The organism is Pseudoalteromonas sp. PS5 (assembly GCF_004103255.1).
In the GTDB taxonomy this organism is placed as follows: Bacteria; Pseudomonadota; Gammaproteobacteria; order Enterobacterales; family Alteromonadaceae; genus Pseudoalteromonas; species Pseudoalteromonas peptidolytica.
Genome location: NZ_RCSQ01000055.1, coordinates 37,230 through 53,930 on the forward strand (window position 1 = coordinate 37,230; position 16,701 = coordinate 53,930).

The following is a 16,701-nucleotide window of genomic DNA, read 5'->3' on the forward strand; positions in this document are numbered from 1 at the left end:
TGCGCCTTTTTGTCCTTATTCATTGGCCCGGGTGAGCTATGGCATAATCACTTCTTTTAAATATTGAAATAGCTCTCTGTACGCTTTACCAGGTTTCTCTGCCTTTAACTCTTTGCTTGCTTGGCGTGCCATTTGGCGCATTTTTTGGCGCTCAAGTTCAGGGTACTCTAGCAATAATTCGTTAATTTTACTGTCACCCTTGGCAATAACATCATCTCGAATATGCTCAATTTTATTGAGCAAAACGTCTGCTTGGTTGTTCTTATTAAGGAGTAAATCCATTGCCGCTTGAATATCATCAATGTTTGCAGTGGTACGTAACGTTTTCGAGATATAATTCATGTGACGGCGATAAGCATCTGTTTTGGCTCGGATCTTATCAGCAACGGCCATTGCTTCTTTGAGCTCGTCGGTTAAAGGGAGCTTCTCACGCTGTTTTTTACCCAGCCCTGCAATCTCACAGCCAAGCTCGTGTAATTCCTGCGCCTCACGTTTTAGCTCACTTTTGGAAACGTAAATAATCTCTTCTTCAGTCGGTTGCTCGTGTTTAGCCATTGCTCTTGTCTATACTTTGAATAATTAAGGTCTCTAACCCTAGAGTATACCACAATTGATCACTACAATAGTGAGTAGCTGTGTTAGCATATTAACTTAATCAGCTTTAGTCAGATGAGCAAGCGGACAAGGTATCTATGACTCAACCTCAACAACACCCAATATTTAGCCAAATTGATGATGTAAAAAATGCTGTTGCTGAAGTACTTGCACAGGCAAAAAAACTAGGAGCAACCTCCGCTGAGGCAGCAATGTCAAGTACCTCAGGGTTATCTGTAAGTACGCGTATGGGAGAGGTTGAAACCATTGAATTTAACCAAGATGGTGGGCTGGGGATAAGTGTATATGTTGGCAACCACAAAGGTTCTGCATCGACAGCTGATCTTAGCCCTAAGGCATTGCGCTCGGTTGTAGAAAAGGCAATCGATATCGCCAAGTTTACATCGGATGATCCTTGTAATGGGGTCGCAGATGAGGCGCTATTGGAAATGTCTCCTCCTGAACTAGATCTATTTCACCCGTGGGAAGTTTCTCCGGATGAAGCCATAGAGCAGTGTATCGCGGCGGAAAAAGCAGCGCTTGACTACGACCCCAGAATAGTTAACTCGGATGGTGCGAGTTTATCCAGTCACCAAGGGATCCGAGTGTATGGTAATAGTCATGGACTGATCGCGGGCTTTCCACGAACAAGACACAGTTTAAGTACTATGGTAATAGGGAAAGAAGCAGAGCAAATGCAAAGAGACTCTGCGTTTACGCTTTCCCGCGTACATACTGAGCTTAAATCTGCTAATGCTGTTGGACTTGAAGCGGCTCAGTCGACGTTAGCGAAGCTAGGTAGTCAAAAGCTATCTACACGCAAAGTGCCTGTGATTTTCCGCGCTGATATTGCCAATAGCTTATTTGGACACTTAGTGTCAGCCATTGGTGGTGGCGCTTTGTATCGAAAATCAAGTTTCTTAATGGACTCTTTAGATACTCAAATTTTTAATACTTGTGTCAATATCGAAGAGAAGCCTCATTTGCTGCAAGGGTTAGCATCAAGCCCATTTGATAGTGAAGGAGTGAAAACAATAGATCGTGAAATTATCACAGACGGTGTACTGAATACTTACTTATTGGCAAGTTATGCGGCGCGCAGGATGAATATGCAAGCTACAGGGCATGCTGGTGGTATACATAATTGGCTAGTAAAACCTACCCATGATGACTTGAGCGCTTTACTGGCGACTATGGGCACAGGTTTACTGGTAACCGAGTTGATGGGACAGGGGGTCAATACGGTAACTGGTGACTACTCAAGAGGTGCAGCAGGGTTTTGGGTAGAAAATGGTGTGATACAGTATCCTGTCAGTGAAATCACGATTGCAGGTAATCTAAAAGACATGTTTGCCAACATTGAAGGGTTAGGTGGTGATATCGAATGTCGAGGCGCGCTACAAACTGGTTCGGTGCTACTCAATAGCATGCAGATTGCAGGAGAATAACACTGCACCCTATTAAGTAATGCTGGCGGTATTGCCAGCATTATCTGTATCTGTCATTGTTAAACGAGCAGCCAAGTTGCAGTGCCAAGGAATGCAAAAATTCCGACAATATCAGTGACTGTTGTTAGCACCACACTTCCTGCTAGAGCAGGGTCGATATTCATTTTTTTCAGCATAATTGGGATACTTGCACCAGCAATACCCGCTGCGACTAAATTCATAAACATAGCGAAGGCGATGACTGCACCGAGTGTGAAATCCCACTGCCACACTGCAATGACACCCGCGATTAACAACGACCATAGCAACCCATTTAACGCACCAATGGCCAGCTCTTTACCCATTAAAAACTTCTGGTTGGTTTGATTGATATGACCAAGGGCTATACCACGAATAACCAGTGTTAACGTTTGACTACCTGCAACCCCACCCATACTTGGTACGATGCCATTTAGTACTGCAAGGATTGGCAAAATATCTAAAGTACCTTCGAAAAAGCTGGCGACGAATGCTGCCATTAACGCTGTAAGCAAGTTTATGCCCAGCCAAATTGAACGGCGCTTGCTACTTTTAAGAACAGGAGCAAAGGTGTCTTCCTCGTCCTCAAGACCAGCCATACTTAATAGACTGTGCTCGGCATCTTCACGAATAACATCGACCACATCATCAATGGTAACACGGCCGAGAAGGTGGGCATTATCGTCAACGACAGGAGCTGAAATCCAGTTATGACGCTCAAACAGTTGTGCAACCTCAGATTCATCCATGGAGATAGGAATGGTTTCCTTATCTTCATCCATCAACTCGCGAACAATACTATCTGGTGAATTAGTGAGTAGAATATTGACAGGTAGCGTGCCTAAAAAGCAGTTATCTTTATCCACGACATACAGCTCATCAGTACCATCAGGTAGCTCACCTTTGAGGCGAAGGTACCTAAATACCACTTCCAAAGTGACATCTGGCCGTATAGTGACCGTATCTGTGCTCATCAGAGCGCCAGCGGAGTTCTCCTTGTAGGATAATGCCTGTGTAGCACGCTCTCTATCCTGTGTATCCATCGCACCGATAACATCCTGATAAACGGTATCAGGAAGGCTACGAAGGACATCACCTAAGTCATCATCATCCATGTCTTCGGTTGCAGCTGCGATAAGCTCAGGTTCCATCTGAGCGATGATCCCCAGCCTTACATCCTCAGACAGCTCCTCGAGCACATCCCCTTGAATATCTGGGTCAACAAGTTGCCAGAGCATAGAGCGAACTTTATGAGGTGATGACTCTAGTAGGAGTGCGGTATCACAAGGAGCGGTTTCTGCTAGCATACGCCTTACTTGAACAAACTGACCACTGTTTAAGGCTTTGGTAACCTTTTGAAGTTGCTCCAGTGTATAGTCTTGTTCAAATACTTCAGGCATACGCGTCCTTTTTGATAATGTTGACAGTAAATGATAGTGGTTTGCTCGCCCCAACATGCTGTAATGTATTCAGAAACCATGTCTTGTAAAAATGTGACACAATATATTTCCGTGGGTGGGCTGCCGGTTTATTCTAGCTTTATTTATTATAAATGAATTACCACCTCAACCGACTCAAAACTGGGATATACCATACTAGCTTCGTTTAGCCTCATGTATCGAAATAATCAACCTCAGCTTAGGAGCATTAATTTATTCTAAATAAGAGTTTTTTAACGCAGTTACTAGCGTCAGGCTTACCCCTTCAAATTGAGCAAGTATTAAGACAGTTGGTATCACGCCCTTCTAGCAGCCAGTTTTAGCGCTAACAGCCACTACAGTGTAACGCAGTTTTCTTTGTTCTACCAAGGTTTACAGGCGAGTGGGCGAGACTTATTTAATTGAATTTGCGTATCGAAGTGTAGCACATGTTATATGAATTGGTGCTGACACAATACCTGTTACGGTTGTGGGAAGTTATTCTGATTCATTGAACTTATTATGGATCAGCATACCGATAGCATCCAGTGCGGGCTGCGCATCAGGGCCGCTACACACAACTTTAACTTCTTTACCTTGGCTGCTCTCCAGAAGTAGCAGTGCCAGAACGCTATCCGCTGACGCGCTTTTATCGCCCTGATATAAAGTCACCTCTGCATCAAACTGAACGGCAAGCTGAGCCAGTTCAGTTGCTGCTCGAGCATGTAATCCAAGCTTATTTTGGATTAAAAATGTATCTTCACACATTATTCTCTTGCTCACGATGGCGGATTTTTACGTTAGAGTGTGTTTTTGCAAAGCGCTCACCAATCGTTTGTGCTAAATAAACAGAGCGGTGCTGGCCACCAGTACAGCCTATAGCTATGGTTAAGTAGCTACGGTTGTTTCGTTCAAGGTGTGGCAACCAAGTTTGGACAAACGTTTGAATTTGCCAAGTAAATTTCTGCACTATGCTATGACTTGAGAGATAGTCTTTTACCGGCTGATCTAGCCCTGTTAATGGCTTTAGCTCTGGTTCCCAGTGCGGGTTTGGTAAAAAACGCGCATCAAATACGTAATCTGCTTGTTTTGGAATACCGTGCTTGAAGCCAAAAGATTCAAAGGTAATGATAAGTTGTTTATTTTTCTGACCTAAAATCTTTTCACGAATATCTTCTGCCAGTTGGTGCACGCTGAGGCTGGTAGTATCAATTAAGAAGTCAGCTCTAGTCGTCAATACATCTAACAGCTCACGCTCTTTTTTAATTGCAACGTCTAAAGGCAGGTTGTGTATTGATAATGGATGCAAACGGCGCGTTTCTGAAAAACGTTTAATGAGCGTCTGATCATCGCTGTCTAGATAAAACAGGATTGGTTTAGCAAAACCTGGTAAGTACTCGAGTATATCGTTGAACTCATCTTGTTCTTTGGGGAGGTTGCGGACATCGATACTAACAGCAACTTTGTTGTAGTTGTCAGAAACACTACGAACTAAAGAGGGGAGTAAATTAACCGGAATGTTGTCGACACAATAGTAGCCTAAATCTTCTAATACTCGAAGTGCTACAGACTTACCAGAACCAGAACGGCCACTGATAATGATAAGCTCGAGTCCTTTTTCTTCATCACTCATCAAATTCACCTTGGATCACTGCATATAACTCATCGTCATTTTTCGCTTGCCTGAGCATTTTGCAAAATGACTTATTTTTGAGTGTATCAGCAATCGCAGCTAAGGTCTTTAAGTGTTGTTGATTATCTCCTTCAGGTACGATGAATGCGACAAAAATATCGACAGGCTGTTTGTCGATCGCCTCAAACGGGATCCCTTGTTCGCTTACCAAGACCATCGCCAGTATTTTATCAATACCTTCAAGTCGCCCATGAGGAATTGCGATCCCTTTACCTATACCTGTACTTCCCAGCTTTTCTCGTGCCATAAGGGCATCTAAGATAGTGTGCTGGCTGGTATCAGGGATTTGGCTATGCGCTAATTCGCTAATGTATTCGAGAATACGTTTTTTGCTACTAAAAAGGACCGCAGCTTTGCTACAGTCCTTATTCACTAATTCACTTAATTTCATTTTAGTGTCGAGTGAGCTTCTCTTTGTGTTTAATTACTTGACGGTCTAGTTTGTCAATCAGGCCATCAATTGCTGCATACATGTCTTGATGCTCTGTTGATGCAAATAGCTCGCCGCCATTTACGTGCAATGTTGCTTCTGCTTTTTGAACTAGTTTTTCGACATCAAGGATCACATGAACGTTATTGATATGATCAAAGTGCCTCTCAAGCTTCGCAAACTTGTTGGTGACATAATCTCTTAAAGAGTCAGTGATTTCTACATGGCGACCAGTTAAATTTAGTTGCATAAGCATTTTTCCTTCTTGTGTTTAACGTCTTATATCAAGCTTTTACGCTGATTTGACGGTGGAATGGCTAGGGATTCACGGTATTTTGCAATCGTGCGTCTCGCTACCTTAATTCCTTGTTCAGCTAAAATATCTGCAATTTTGCTATCACTTAATGGTTTAGCAGTGTTTTCCGCAGCTATTAGCTTTTTGATGAGTGCTCGTATTGCTGTTGAGGAGCACTCGCCTCCATTTTCGGTACTGACATGGCTTGAGAAGAAATACTTCAGCTCAAATATACCCCTTGGTGTGTGCATGTACTTTTGGGTGGTGACACGAGAAATCGTAGATTCGTGCATATCAACCATCTCTGCGACATCGTTTAACACCATAGGTCTCATCGCTTCGGGGCCATGTTCAAAGAATGCCTGTTGTTGTTGCACAATGCAATTGGTAACTTTCAATAAAGTGTCATTGCGACTTTCTAAGCTCTTAATAAACCACTTTGCTTCTTGAAGGTGTGAGCGAATAAACTGGCTATCAGTACTCGATTTAGCAGTTCTCGACATCGCAGCGTAGTGGTCATTTACTCTAATCTTAGGCATCGCATCAGGGTTTAGCTCTACAACCCAGCGGCCTTTCACTTTTTTTTACCGACACATCTGGAATAACGTATTCGGGTTCTTCATGAATAATACTCGCAGCTGGCTTAGGGTTAAGACTGTGGATCAGCGTCATAACTTCTTTTAGCTCAGCTTCTTTTAAGCGTGTTTTTTTCGCTAAGGTACGGTAATCACGGCTAGCAAGTAAATCAATGTGCTCGGTCAGGATCATCTTGGTTTCGGTGATCCACGGTGTGTCAGGTGCAAATTGATTTAACTGAATACATAAACATTCTTGCAAGCTTCGTGCAGCAATACCGACAGGGTCAAACAACTGGATACGTTTCAGTACGGCTTCGACTTCATCCAACTCTACCGGCTCTTCACTGTTTTCATCATTGATACTTTCTAAAATATCTTCACAGGAAAGCGTTAAAATGCCAGACAGATCTACCGCTTCGATGATGGCAATAGCAATGGCTCTATCTGTTGGGCTAAATGGCGTAAGTTCTAACTGCCACATTAGGTAGTCGTGTAGTGATTCGGAAGTCTCTCCCTGGTAGACGTTATCATCATCAGGTAAAGGAGCTGCGCTTGATGCTGGTGCAGCACTCATATATTCATCCCAAGTCACATCCATGGCAAGATCATCACTAACCGTTTCTTTGCTCATGGCGGTATCTGAGTCCATTTCATACTCGCTGACAGGCGCTTCATCTGAGCTTTGCTGACTATCGTCCGTATTATTTTTATCTTGGCTGTGTTGTTCAGTACTTTCTGCGTCTGCGGTATCGCCTTCTTCCACTTCCAATAGTGGGTTGCTGTCCAACGCTTCTTGTATTTCTTGCTGTAGATCCAACGTACTAAGCTGCAACAGGCGTATGGCTTGTTGCAGTTGTGGAGTCATTGTAAGTTGCTGCCCCATGCGCAGCTGTAATGATTGCCTCATGTATCTCTAACAATCCCTTTTAACAGTTATTAATACTACGTCTTAACTATAGCTTGAATTGTTCGCCTAGGTAGACATCTCTTACGGTTTGATCCGCTAAAACATGTTCTGGCGTACCAGCGGCGATTAATTCACCGTGTGAAACGATGTAGGCTTTTTCACATACGTCCAGCGTTTCTCTTACATTGTGGTCGGTGATCAGTACACCGATCCCACGATTTTTAAGGTGCTCAATGATTGTCTTTATATCTAACACTGAAATTGGATCAACGCCAGCAAAAGGTTCATCTAACAAGATAAACTTAGGATTAGCGGCTAAAGCACGAGCAATTTCTACCCGTCTTCTCTCTCCTCCAGATAATGCCATCCCTTGAGAATCACGGATGTGTTGGATATTAAATTCATCCAACAACTCATTAAGCTGAGCTTCTCTTTCAACTTTAGACAAATCTTTGCGGGTTTCCAAAATAGCCATGAGGTTTTGATATACCGTTAGCTTCCTAAATATGGATGACTCTTGAGGTAAATATCCAATCCCTAGGCGTGCGCGACTGTGCATCGGGAGTAGGGTGATATCCTCATCATCGATTTGTATAAAGCCTTTGTCACTTGGTACTAAGCCCACAATCATATAAAAAGTAGTGGTTTTCCCCGCACCATTAGGGCCAAGTAAACCAACGATGCTACCTGCTTCGACACTCAGTCCTACATTTTTGACAACTTGGCGACCTTTATAACTTTTTGCCAAGCCTGTTGCTTTGAGCTCGCTCATGAATTGTTACCTTTTTCCTGTGGATCTTCACTTTTTTCCACGCTGGTGTCAGATTTCTTTTCAACAGGAACCAGAATTGTTCTAACCCGAGAGTCGCCCTGTTCAGAGCGCTCGGCGCTAATGAGTTGCTTTTCGATATGATAAGTAATGACTTGTGCACTACTTTTTTGACCCGCTTGCGATATTTCAGCATTGCCAGTAAGTACTAACTTTAATTCAGCAACATCATAGCGAATTTCATTAGCCGCTGCGCGTAAGGTTGTACCATCTGCCTGAGCTTCTTCAAAAACCGCAGGGTTGCCAGTAGCAATTAGTAGCTGCTTATTTGAACCAAGCTCAGCGCGGCGGTGCACTTCCAAACGATCAGCATTGATTTTTCTTGTGCCATGAATAATGACAACGTTTTGCTCGAAAATGCCTATGTTACTTTGCAGTTGAGCTTGCTGACGGCCAGCATCGATAATGACTTCATTTTGCTCTGCAGCAGCTGCGAAAGTGGAACTTGCGAGCAAGCCGACGAAAACTAATTTGTTAATTATTTTACTGGTCATAATAAATTGTCTTTGTATGGTTGATGAGCTCAATCAGCTGTTTTTGCAAGTCTGCATGTAGGCCTTTACCGGTAATTTTAAGGCTAGGGCCTGTGATAATGACGGGGTGTTCTGATTTCATCAACTTTTGTTTAATTTCAACCCTGACATTGTCGGCATTGATAGTACTGATCATTGCGTCTGGTGTGAGGTTTTTTGCTAAAACATCCCCTTCTAAAATCAGGGTGTTGTTCTCGTATAATGTGGCTTCCAATGCACTTATCTGCCAATTTTGCTCACCGTTATATAATGTAAAAATGGGTTTTGCAAAGTGGCTAAAACCAAGATCTTGATAAAGTTCCATTTTATCAGCAGTCACATGGTAGTTTAGTAAGCCATTTTCACTGTAGGTAGTTTGCTCTAATGCGGTCGCCACATAATCGGGCTTAGCAAGTGGTTCATCGTCACTTTTCTTGTTGGTTTCTGATGCGTTAAACATCGGCGACCACAGCCAAACCATCAGCGCACTAAAAGTAATGAGCAGAATGACACGAAGCACAGTCATGTACTTGACCCTGTAGTGGTAAGAGGGTGGTTTTGGCTGAGCATGAGCAGATCTGTTAACTCTCTGACGGCGCCAAAGCCTCCCGGCATCAAAGTGGTATAGTGGGCAATGCGTTTTATCAGCGGATGTGCATCATTCACGGCGACAGCAAAGCCAACTTGCTCCATCACTGGCAGATCAGGGCCATCATCGCCAATATAGGCAATGTCTGCATCCTTCAGATTAAGCTGCGTTTTTAGTGCTTCATATGCCACTAGCTTGTTTTCTTGACCTTGGTAAATATGCGTTACATTTAAACTAGTCATGCGTTGCTGAACTATTTGTGAATGTCTACCAGTGATGACCGCAACCTCAATACCGCAGTTTACGAGCGCCTTGATACCGAAGCCGTCTTTGGTATTGAATGCCTTTAATTCTTCACCGTTGTTACCTAGATAAATGCGTCCGTCAGAGAATACACCGTCAATATCGCAAATTAAGAGTTTAATTTGAGTTGCTTTTTGCCAAGCATCTGTTGAGATATCTTGATAAAGGTCGCTAAACTGCATCATAGCACTCCCGCTCTAAGTAAATCTTGGGTATTCAATGCACCCACAGGGACATTATTCTCGTCAACCACAATTAGTCCATTGATGCGTTTATTTTCCATAATATTTAGCACCTCAGCAGCGAGCATATCGGCACGTGCGGTGGTACTTTTTGCGGTCATAACTTGTGTGATTGGCGTTGTGTGTATGTCTACTTTTTGTTCTATGATACGGCGCAAGTCACCGTCTGTAAAAATACCTTGCAATTGTGTCTGCTCGTCGACAATCGCTGTCATTCCAAGACTTTTTGCAGACATTTCGAAAAGGGCTTCTTTGACGGTACAGTTGCTACTGACCATAGGAATGGCACTGTCTTTGTGCATGATGTCAGCGACTGTGAGTAATAGTCGTTTGCCTAAACTTCCTCCCGGGTGAGAAAGCGCGAAATCATCGGCAGTAAATCCTCTGGCTTCAAGTAGAGCAACTGCTAATGCGTCTCCCATAACCAGCGTTGCTGTGGTACTTGCTGTGGGCGCTAATCCTAGTGGGCACGCCTCTTTTGACACTTTAACGCAAAGGTGAACACTGGCGTTGCGAGCCATGGTTGAGCTTGGGTTGCCTGTCATAGAGATCACAGGTGCACCTAAACGTTTAATTATCGGTAAGATTGAGATAACTTCTTGGGTTTCACCTGAATTTGATATCATCAAAACCACATCATCTTTGGTGATCATACCTAAATCGCCATGACTAGCCTCACCTGGGTGCACGAAAAAAGCAGGGCTTCCTGTGCTGGCGAGTGTAGCGGCAATTTTATTTCCAATATGACCTGACTTACCCATACCAATAACAATAATTCGACCTTGGCAATTAAACATTATTTTACAAGCTTGCTCAAACTGTTGATCGACAAACTGCTGCACTTCCTCTATTGCTGCAAGCTCAGTAGCAAACACTTGATTAGCAGATTCAATAAATGGGGTCGTTGTCACGTGTATTCCTTAAATGATGTAGTAAATATATCCGATAAAGCAGGCGAGTAACAAACCACCTTCAAAGCGGTTGATACGACGTTTACCAGTAATGCTTAAGCTCATAATAAGTAGCAATAGTGTTGCACCAAGCATAATAAATATATCACGAGCCGCGATATTGGTATCTAATACGGAGGGATTGATGATCCCCGCAATAGACAGTACCGCAAGGATATTAAAAATATTCGAACCAATGATATTACCTAGCGCTAAATCGTCTTCATTTTTTAATACGCCAGCTACACAGGCTGCGAGTTCAGGTAAACTGGTTCCTACCGCGATGATAGTTAACCCAATCAATAAGTCGCTCATCCCAAAGTACTTTGCAATATCAACAGCTGCACCCACCAGATAATCGGCGCTAACGGGGAGCAAAATCATACCAACAACAAGCCAAAAAATAGCTTTTTGTGTGGGGACATTATCCGGCACCTCTTCACACGCTTCACTAACGAAAGGATCGTCATTGCTGTTGCCGCTGCGTTTGGTAATGATAATTAAGGTAAGGAGAAATGCTGCGAAGCCAATAAGCAGTAATATACCTTCAACAAAACTAAAGTTATTGTCACTGACAATATACCAAGCTCCCAAGGAAACAATGATAAGAAGTGGCATTTCTCGACGTAAAATTCCTGAGCCAACCGAAAGCGGTCGGAGTAAGGCGGTGATCCCAAGGACTAATAATATATTGGCAATGTTAGAACCTACGGCGTTACCAACGGCTGTGTCTGTTTTATCTGCAAGAGCGGCCTGTGCAGCAACCATCATTTCGGGGGCTGAAGAGCCCATGGCGACAATGGTTAAGCCAACAATTAATGTTGGTACACCAAAGTTTCGAGCTAAAGCTGCTGCGCCAAAAACGAAGCGGTCGGCACTCCAAACCAGTGCAATAAAGCCAAGAATGAGAATAACAAACGATAAAACCATGAACCTCTAGCCAATAGGATTAAAATTTCGTTAGATACTACCAAATGCGCCTTGGAAAGTATAAGCAAACCGTCACATTTAACGACTTACAAAATTTTACCAAAACGATTTTCCATCTTGTTTGAAAAAAAAGTATCATACTCCGATGAATATAGTCTTGATCTGGAGAGCGACTTGTCGCAATCAATTGTAGAAATCAAGGATGTAACCTTTTCCAGGGGTGAAAGGATCATCTACAAAAACATGAGCTTTTCCGTACCAGAAGGCAAAATCACCGCAATAATGGGGCCAAGTGGCATAGGTAAAACGACTATGCTGCGATTGATCGGTGGCCAGTTAAAACCTAATAGTGGTGATATTCTTTTTGCTGGAAACAGTATCCCAAGTATGTCCCGTAGTGAATTATATCAAGCAAGAACTCGCATGAGCATGTTGTTTCAAAGCGGTGCGTTGTTCACAGACATGAGTGTCTTTGACAATGTCGCTTTTCCTTTGCGCGAACACACGGAATTGTCAGAAGAGCTCATTCAGTTAGTAGTATTGATGAAGCTGCAAGCAGTAGGACTTCGTGGTGCAAAGGATTTAATGCCTGCAGAGCTTTCTGGCGGCATGGCGAGGCGCGCTGCTCTAGCGCGTGCGATAGCGCTTGACCCCGAACTTATCATGTATGATGAGCCATTCGCTGGGCAAGACCCCATTTCGATGGGGGTGTTGGTACGTTTAATTAAGTCACTAAATGAAGTGTTAGGTCTATCATCCTTAATCGTAACCCATGATGTGACAGAGGTACTGAGTATCGCGGATCATGTTGTCATTATCGCTGAGCAAGGCGTGATAGGTGAAGGGACGCCTGAGCAAATGCTAAAGCATGACTCAGCGCTAGTGCAGCAGTTTTTACAAGGGCTTGCCGATGGCCCTGTACCATTTCACTTCAATGCCCCTGATTATCAACAAGCACTGTTGCAAGGAGAGTAGAGTTGGTCGATTTTCTACAAAAAATAGGTCATAAAACACTAAGTCGCTTTGCTGCTCTTGGTCGTGCAACCAATATGCTATTTGGGGCGTTATTTAGTTTACCTAACTTTCGCAAAGGCACACCGCTATTAATCAAACAACTCTACATGGTAGGTCATCAGTCACTGTTGATTATTATGGTCTCGGGGTTATTTATTGGTATGGTTTTAGCGCTACAAGGCTATACCGTATTAGTAGGATATGGCGCTGAGGATAGCCTTGGGCCGTTGGTGGCGTTGAGTCTACTAAGAGAATTAGGTCCCGTTGTTACGGCGCTGTTATTTGCTGGGCGTGCGGGTAGTGCACTGACTGCTGAAATTGGTTTAATGAAAGCAACTGAGCAATTATCTAGTTTAGAGATGATGGCTATTGACCCATTAAAGCGCGTTATTGCACCACGATTTTGGGCAGGCTTTATCAGTATGCCACTGCTTGCGTTGATATTTTCAGCAATCGCTATCTTAGGTGCACATTTGGTTGGGGTGGATTGGTTAGGAGTCGATTCTGGTAGCTTCTGGTCTATCATGCAATCACAGGTATCGTTCCAAAAAGATATTTTAAACGGTCTTATTAAGAGCTTCGTATTTGCACTATTGGTGACTTGGATCGCGTTGTACAAAGGCTATGACTGTGTCCCTACATCTGAAGGGATAAGTAAGGCGACGACAGAGACAGTAGTACACTCTTCACTGGCTGTACTTGGCTTCGACTTTGTATTAACAGCGGTTATGTTCTCAAGTTAAAAGGTTTTAAAAAATGAATACACGGAAAATTGAAATTTTAGTTGGGCTATTTGTAGCGTTGGGTGTCGCTGCATTTATCATGTTAGCGCTCAAAGTGGCAAACTCAGGCTTGAGTGGTAATGGTGAAACCTACATGCTGCAAGCTAAGTTTGAGAATATCGGTTCACTGAAAACACGTGCACCAATCAAAGTGGGCGGAGTTGTTATTGGCCGTGTTGATGGCATTCAGATACACCCGCAGGAATTTGTACCTGTGGTTTCGATGAGTATCGACAAAAACTATGAATGTCAGTTTTCTGATACTTCATCAGTTTCTATATTAACGTCGGGCATTTTAGGTGAGCAATATCTTGGTATTTCTCCAGTAATTGCCGCTGAGTCAGCTAAGCAAAAGTGTTTAGGTCAAGAAGTGACGAGCGAAGATAGTGTTGATCTTGAGTCTCTCTTTGGGGTGGAAACAAAAGCGCTTAAAGACGGCGATATGATCACAGACACAAAGTCAGCGCTTGTATTAGAAGAGTTGATTGGTCAGTTCCTATTTAATCAAGGGAGCGAGTAAATATGTTAATGAATCTTTATACCAAATGCCTGATTTGGCTAGTTGCCATTATGGTTACGATGTCATTGCAGGCAAAAGAAGTGGACTCAAGCGATCCATATAAAATGGTTGAGCAAGTTGCAGCACAAACTTTTCAGCGTGTTACAAAAGAGCAGAGCATTATCGAAAAGGATAAAGAGCACCTACGTGTTATCGTCGAAGAAGAGCTTTTGCCTTACATCGATTACAAATATGCCGCATATCGCGTTTTGGGATCCTACATTCAAACAGTACGTAACATTGAAGATAAACAGGAAAAAGCAGCCGCAGTTGAGCATATTAAAACCTTTATTGAGGTGTTCAAAAACTACCTAGTTGCAACGTATGCTGGTGTGTTTACTCAGTATAAAGATCAAAAAGTAGAATTCGGTGAACACCGGCCATTTGATAAAGAAGATATTGCTATTGTAAAAACAAAAATAGTTGAGGCTGGTAAACCGGATATTAAAATTGATTTTAAAGTTAGGCGCGGTAAAGACAATGATTGGCGTGCCTTTGATATGATGGCAGAAGGGATCAGCCTATTAGATGCCAAACAAAGTGAGTTGCATGGTATCTTGCGCCAACAAGGTATTGAACATGTGATCCAGTTGTTGGACAAAAAGAGCAAGCTTCCTGTGCAATTTAGAGGGGATGATGGTGACGCCTAAAATTTCATTCACCGAAAGTAAAGGTGAAATCGTGTTAACTGGTGAACTAACAAGAGCGAGTTTACCAAGCGCACTGAAACAGTCGGCTATCGTTCAATTGCTGAAAAATGCACAATCAACCGTCTATTTTGACCTTTCTAAGGTCTCAAGGGTTGACACCGCGGGCTTAGCTTGGTTAATTCACTCTTTAGGTCAATTAAAGCAGCGCGACATTCGTCTCGAGCTGAGAAATACACCTGAGCAACTACAAAATTTAATGGAGTTGGGGCAGGTGACAACCCTATTTGAGTGAGTCTAATGGAAACAAATCAAGTCGAAACTTTATTAAAAGATGCGCTATCGCTTGACGAAATTATCGTAAAAGCAAACGGTAGTCACTACGAAGTCATTGCTGTTGGAACGTGTTTTGACGGATTAAGAAGGCTAAAAAGGGAACAGTTAATTTATGGACCACTAATGGATACCATCAAAGATGGGACTATCCATGCGGTGAGCATTCGCGCATTCACGCCTGATGAGTGGCAAAAAGAGCGTAAATTTATTCTTCCACAATAACGGGGTGCCGCAATGGATCAGTTTGTTATCCAAGGTGGCACCACTCTTGCCGGTGAAGTCACTATTTCTGGGGCTAAAAATGCAGCCCTTCCTATCCTATTTGCTGCGCTATTAGGCGAAGGTAAAAGCCGTTTTTCTAATGTACCGCACTTACGTGATATCGGTACGACAGAAGCATTACTAAAGACTCTAGGTGCCGAAGTGGAGTGGGATGGCGACACGCTTGAAATCAACGGCGCGACGGTAAACAATGTGCTTGCTCCTTATGATCTGGTGAAGCAGATGCGCGCATCGGTATTGGCGCTCGGTCCTTTGGTGGCTAGATTTGGTAATGCACAGGTATCGTTACCCGGTGGTTGTGCTATTGGTGCTCGTCCTGTTGATCTACATATTTCAGGCCTAGAGAAAATGGGTGCAACCATCAAAGTTGAGAATGGTTATATTCATGCAACGACAGAAGGGCGATTGCGTGGTGCAGAGATCTTCATGGAAACGGTCAGTGTTGGTGCGACCGAAAACTTGCTGATGGCTGCCACACTTGCTGATGGTAAAACCGTATTAGAAAATGCTGCCAGAGAACCTGAAATCATCAATTTAGCCCAGTGCTTGGTTGCTATGGGAGCAAAAATAAGTGGTGCAGGTTCTAGCCGAATTGAAGTCGAAGGTGTAGAACATCTCAGCGGGTGTGAGCATAAGATCCTTCCAGATCGCATTGAAACGGGGACTTTCCTTGTTGCAGCGGCGATGGCAAAGGGCGAGGTGCTTTGTAAAAACACGGATTATCATAGTCTTGAACCCGTTCTTGAAAAGCTTCGAGCTGCCAATGCTATCGTTGAAGTCAATGATGATAGTATCTATGTGGACATGCGTCAGCGCGCGTTGAAAGCGGTAAATATTAAGACTATGCCACATCCAGGGTTTCCAACAGACATGCAAGCTCAGTTTACTGCACTAAACGTAGTAGCAGAAGGGAGCGCAACAATTACAGAAACCATCTTTGAAAATCGCTTTATGCATGTGCCAGAATTGCAGCGTATGGGAGCGAATATTCGCTTAGAAGGGAATACAGCGATTTGTGGCGATACTGCTTCTTTGTCTGGTGCACAAGTAATGGCAACGGACTTACGTGCATCAGCAAGTTTGATCCTCACAGGGATCGTCGCTACAGGTGAGACTATTGTTGACCGTATCTATCATGTTGATAGAGGGTATCAAAAGATAGAAGATAAATTGAGTCGGTTAGGGGCTAATATAAAGCGCCGTAAAACTTGAGCTTAATGGTTTGAGTAATACCAATTTGACTTAATACTTGCTCAATTTGAAGGAGTAAATCTGACGCTAACAGCGTTAAAAGTTTCTCATTTAGAACAACTAAATAGCAAAATTTTTGCCTAGTTATCGACAA

20 protein-coding genes and 1 pseudogene are annotated in these 16,701 nt (G+C 43.2%); 8 read left to right on the forward strand and 13 right to left on the reverse strand.

Annotation, left to right across the window (positions count from 1 at the left end; genetic code table 11):
- Positions 1-36: 36 nt before the first annotated feature.
- Positions 37-555 carry a ribosome biogenesis factor YjgA gene (yjgA, locus tag D9603_RS07565; protein ID WP_125251183.1) on the reverse strand — a complete coding sequence of 173 codons (519 nt, stop codon included), beginning with the start codon at positions 553-555 and terminating at the stop codon, positions 37-39.
- A 137-nt stretch (positions 556-692) separates the two neighbouring features.
- Here yjgA and pmbA point away from each other — a divergent pair, with 137 nt between their 5' ends.
- On the forward strand, positions 693-2,042 hold the full coding sequence (pmbA, locus tag D9603_RS07570) for a metalloprotease PmbA (RefSeq protein ID WP_128730846.1): 1,350 nt from the start codon (positions 693-695) through the stop codon (positions 2,040-2,042).
- 59 nt (positions 2,043-2,101) lie between these two features.
- Here pmbA and mgtE read toward each other — a convergent pair whose 3' ends face one another.
- The 12 genes and pseudogenes from mgtE to D9603_RS07630 form a co-directional block, all read right to left on the reverse strand.
- Positions 2,102-3,460 carry a magnesium transporter gene (gene mgtE / locus D9603_RS07575; RefSeq protein WP_125251181.1) on the reverse strand — a complete coding sequence of 453 codons (1,359 nt, stop codon included), beginning with the start codon at positions 3,458-3,460 and terminating at the stop codon, positions 2,102-2,104.
- 516 nt (positions 3,461-3,976) lie between these two features.
- Positions 3,977-4,249: an HPr family phosphocarrier protein gene (locus D9603_RS07580; protein WP_167508234.1), complete on the reverse strand. Its 273-nt coding sequence runs from the start codon at positions 4,247-4,249 to the stop codon at positions 3,977-3,979.
- Positions 4,239-5,111, reverse strand: coding sequence for an RNase adapter RapZ (gene rapZ, locus D9603_RS07585; protein WP_128730847.1), 873 nt, complete (start codon positions 5,109-5,111; stop codon positions 4,239-4,241). Before rapZ ends, D9603_RS07580 begins: the two co-directional genes overlap by 11 nt.
- Complete coding sequence (locus D9603_RS07590; protein WP_125251178.1) at positions 5,104-5,562, reverse strand: PTS sugar transporter subunit IIA; 459 nt, start codon at positions 5,560-5,562, stop codon at positions 5,104-5,106. The genes rapZ and D9603_RS07590 overlap by 8 nt, the downstream gene beginning before the upstream one ends.
- A gap of 1 nt (position 5,563) precedes the next feature.
- Entirely contained in the window at positions 5,564-5,851 is a 288-nt protein-coding gene (hpf, locus tag D9603_RS07595; protein WP_010376661.1) for a ribosome hibernation promoting factor, read from the reverse strand.
- Between the two features lie 29 nt (positions 5,852-5,880).
- Positions 5,881-7,381: pseudogene (locus D9603_RS07600) on the reverse strand (RNA polymerase factor sigma-54).
- 46 nt (positions 7,382-7,427) lie between these two features.
- Positions 7,428-8,153 (reverse strand): LPS export ABC transporter ATP-binding protein, encoded by a 726-nt coding sequence (gene lptB, locus D9603_RS07605; protein ID WP_125251176.1) that lies wholly within the window; start codon positions 8,151-8,153, stop codon positions 7,428-7,430.
- The gene (gene lptA / locus D9603_RS07610; protein ID WP_128730848.1) at positions 8,150-8,704 is read right to left on the reverse strand and encodes a lipopolysaccharide transport periplasmic protein LptA; all 555 of its coding nucleotides are present in this window, start codon (positions 8,702-8,704) and stop codon (positions 8,150-8,152) included. The genes lptB and lptA overlap by 4 nt, the downstream gene beginning before the upstream one ends.
- The gene (gene lptC / locus D9603_RS07615; RefSeq protein ID WP_128730849.1) at positions 8,694-9,248 is read right to left on the reverse strand and encodes an LPS export ABC transporter periplasmic protein LptC; all 555 of its coding nucleotides are present in this window, start codon (positions 9,246-9,248) and stop codon (positions 8,694-8,696) included. Before lptC ends, lptA begins: the two co-directional genes overlap by 11 nt.
- Positions 9,245-9,796, reverse strand: a complete 552-nt coding sequence (kdsC, locus tag D9603_RS07620) for a 3-deoxy-manno-octulosonate-8-phosphatase KdsC (protein ID WP_125251213.1) — start codon at positions 9,794-9,796, stop codon at positions 9,245-9,247. The genes lptC and kdsC overlap by 4 nt, the downstream gene beginning before the upstream one ends.
- Positions 9,796-10,767 (reverse strand): KpsF/GutQ family sugar-phosphate isomerase, encoded by a 972-nt coding sequence (locus D9603_RS07625; protein WP_128730850.1) that lies wholly within the window; start codon positions 10,765-10,767, stop codon positions 9,796-9,798. The genes kdsC and D9603_RS07625 overlap by 1 nt, the downstream gene beginning before the upstream one ends.
- Before the next feature lie 9 nt (positions 10,768-10,776).
- The gene (locus D9603_RS07630; RefSeq protein ID WP_125251172.1) at positions 10,777-11,736 is read right to left on the reverse strand and encodes a calcium/sodium antiporter; all 960 of its coding nucleotides are present in this window, start codon (positions 11,734-11,736) and stop codon (positions 10,777-10,779) included.
- Between the two features lie 174 nt (positions 11,737-11,910).
- Between D9603_RS07630 and D9603_RS07635 the strand changes: the two genes are divergently transcribed.
- The 7 genes from D9603_RS07635 to murA are packed head-to-tail and all read left to right on the forward strand — an operon-like array spanning position 11,911 to position 16,568.
- Complete coding sequence (locus D9603_RS07635; protein ID WP_176033140.1) at positions 11,911-12,711, forward strand: ATP-binding cassette domain-containing protein; 801 nt, start codon at positions 11,911-11,913, stop codon at positions 12,709-12,711.
- Positions 12,712-12,713: 2 nt separating this feature from the next.
- Positions 12,714-13,493, forward strand: coding sequence for a lipid asymmetry maintenance ABC transporter permease subunit MlaE (gene mlaE / locus D9603_RS07640; protein WP_128730851.1), 780 nt, complete (start codon positions 12,714-12,716; stop codon positions 13,491-13,493).
- 13 nt (positions 13,494-13,506) lie between these two features.
- Complete coding sequence (mlaD, locus tag D9603_RS07645) at positions 13,507-14,052, forward strand: outer membrane lipid asymmetry maintenance protein MlaD (protein ID WP_125251169.1); 546 nt, start codon at positions 13,507-13,509, stop codon at positions 14,050-14,052.
- A gap of 2 nt (positions 14,053-14,054) precedes the next feature.
- Positions 14,055-14,741: an ABC transporter substrate-binding protein gene (locus tag D9603_RS07650; protein ID WP_128730852.1), complete on the forward strand. Its 687-nt coding sequence runs from the start codon at positions 14,055-14,057 to the stop codon at positions 14,739-14,741.
- Complete coding sequence (locus tag D9603_RS07655) at positions 14,728-15,033, forward strand: STAS domain-containing protein (protein WP_125251212.1); 306 nt, start codon at positions 14,728-14,730, stop codon at positions 15,031-15,033. Before D9603_RS07650 ends, D9603_RS07655 begins: the two co-directional genes overlap by 14 nt.
- Positions 15,034-15,038: 5 nt before the next feature.
- On the forward strand, positions 15,039-15,296 hold the full coding sequence (locus D9603_RS07660) for a BolA family protein (protein ID WP_099643171.1): 258 nt from the start codon (positions 15,039-15,041) through the stop codon (positions 15,294-15,296).
- 12 nt (positions 15,297-15,308) lie between these two features.
- Positions 15,309-16,568 (forward strand): UDP-N-acetylglucosamine 1-carboxyvinyltransferase, encoded by a 1,260-nt coding sequence (murA, locus tag D9603_RS07665; RefSeq protein WP_125251167.1) that lies wholly within the window; start codon positions 15,309-15,311, stop codon positions 16,566-16,568.
- The last annotated feature ends 133 nt before the right edge of the window (positions 16,569-16,701 follow it).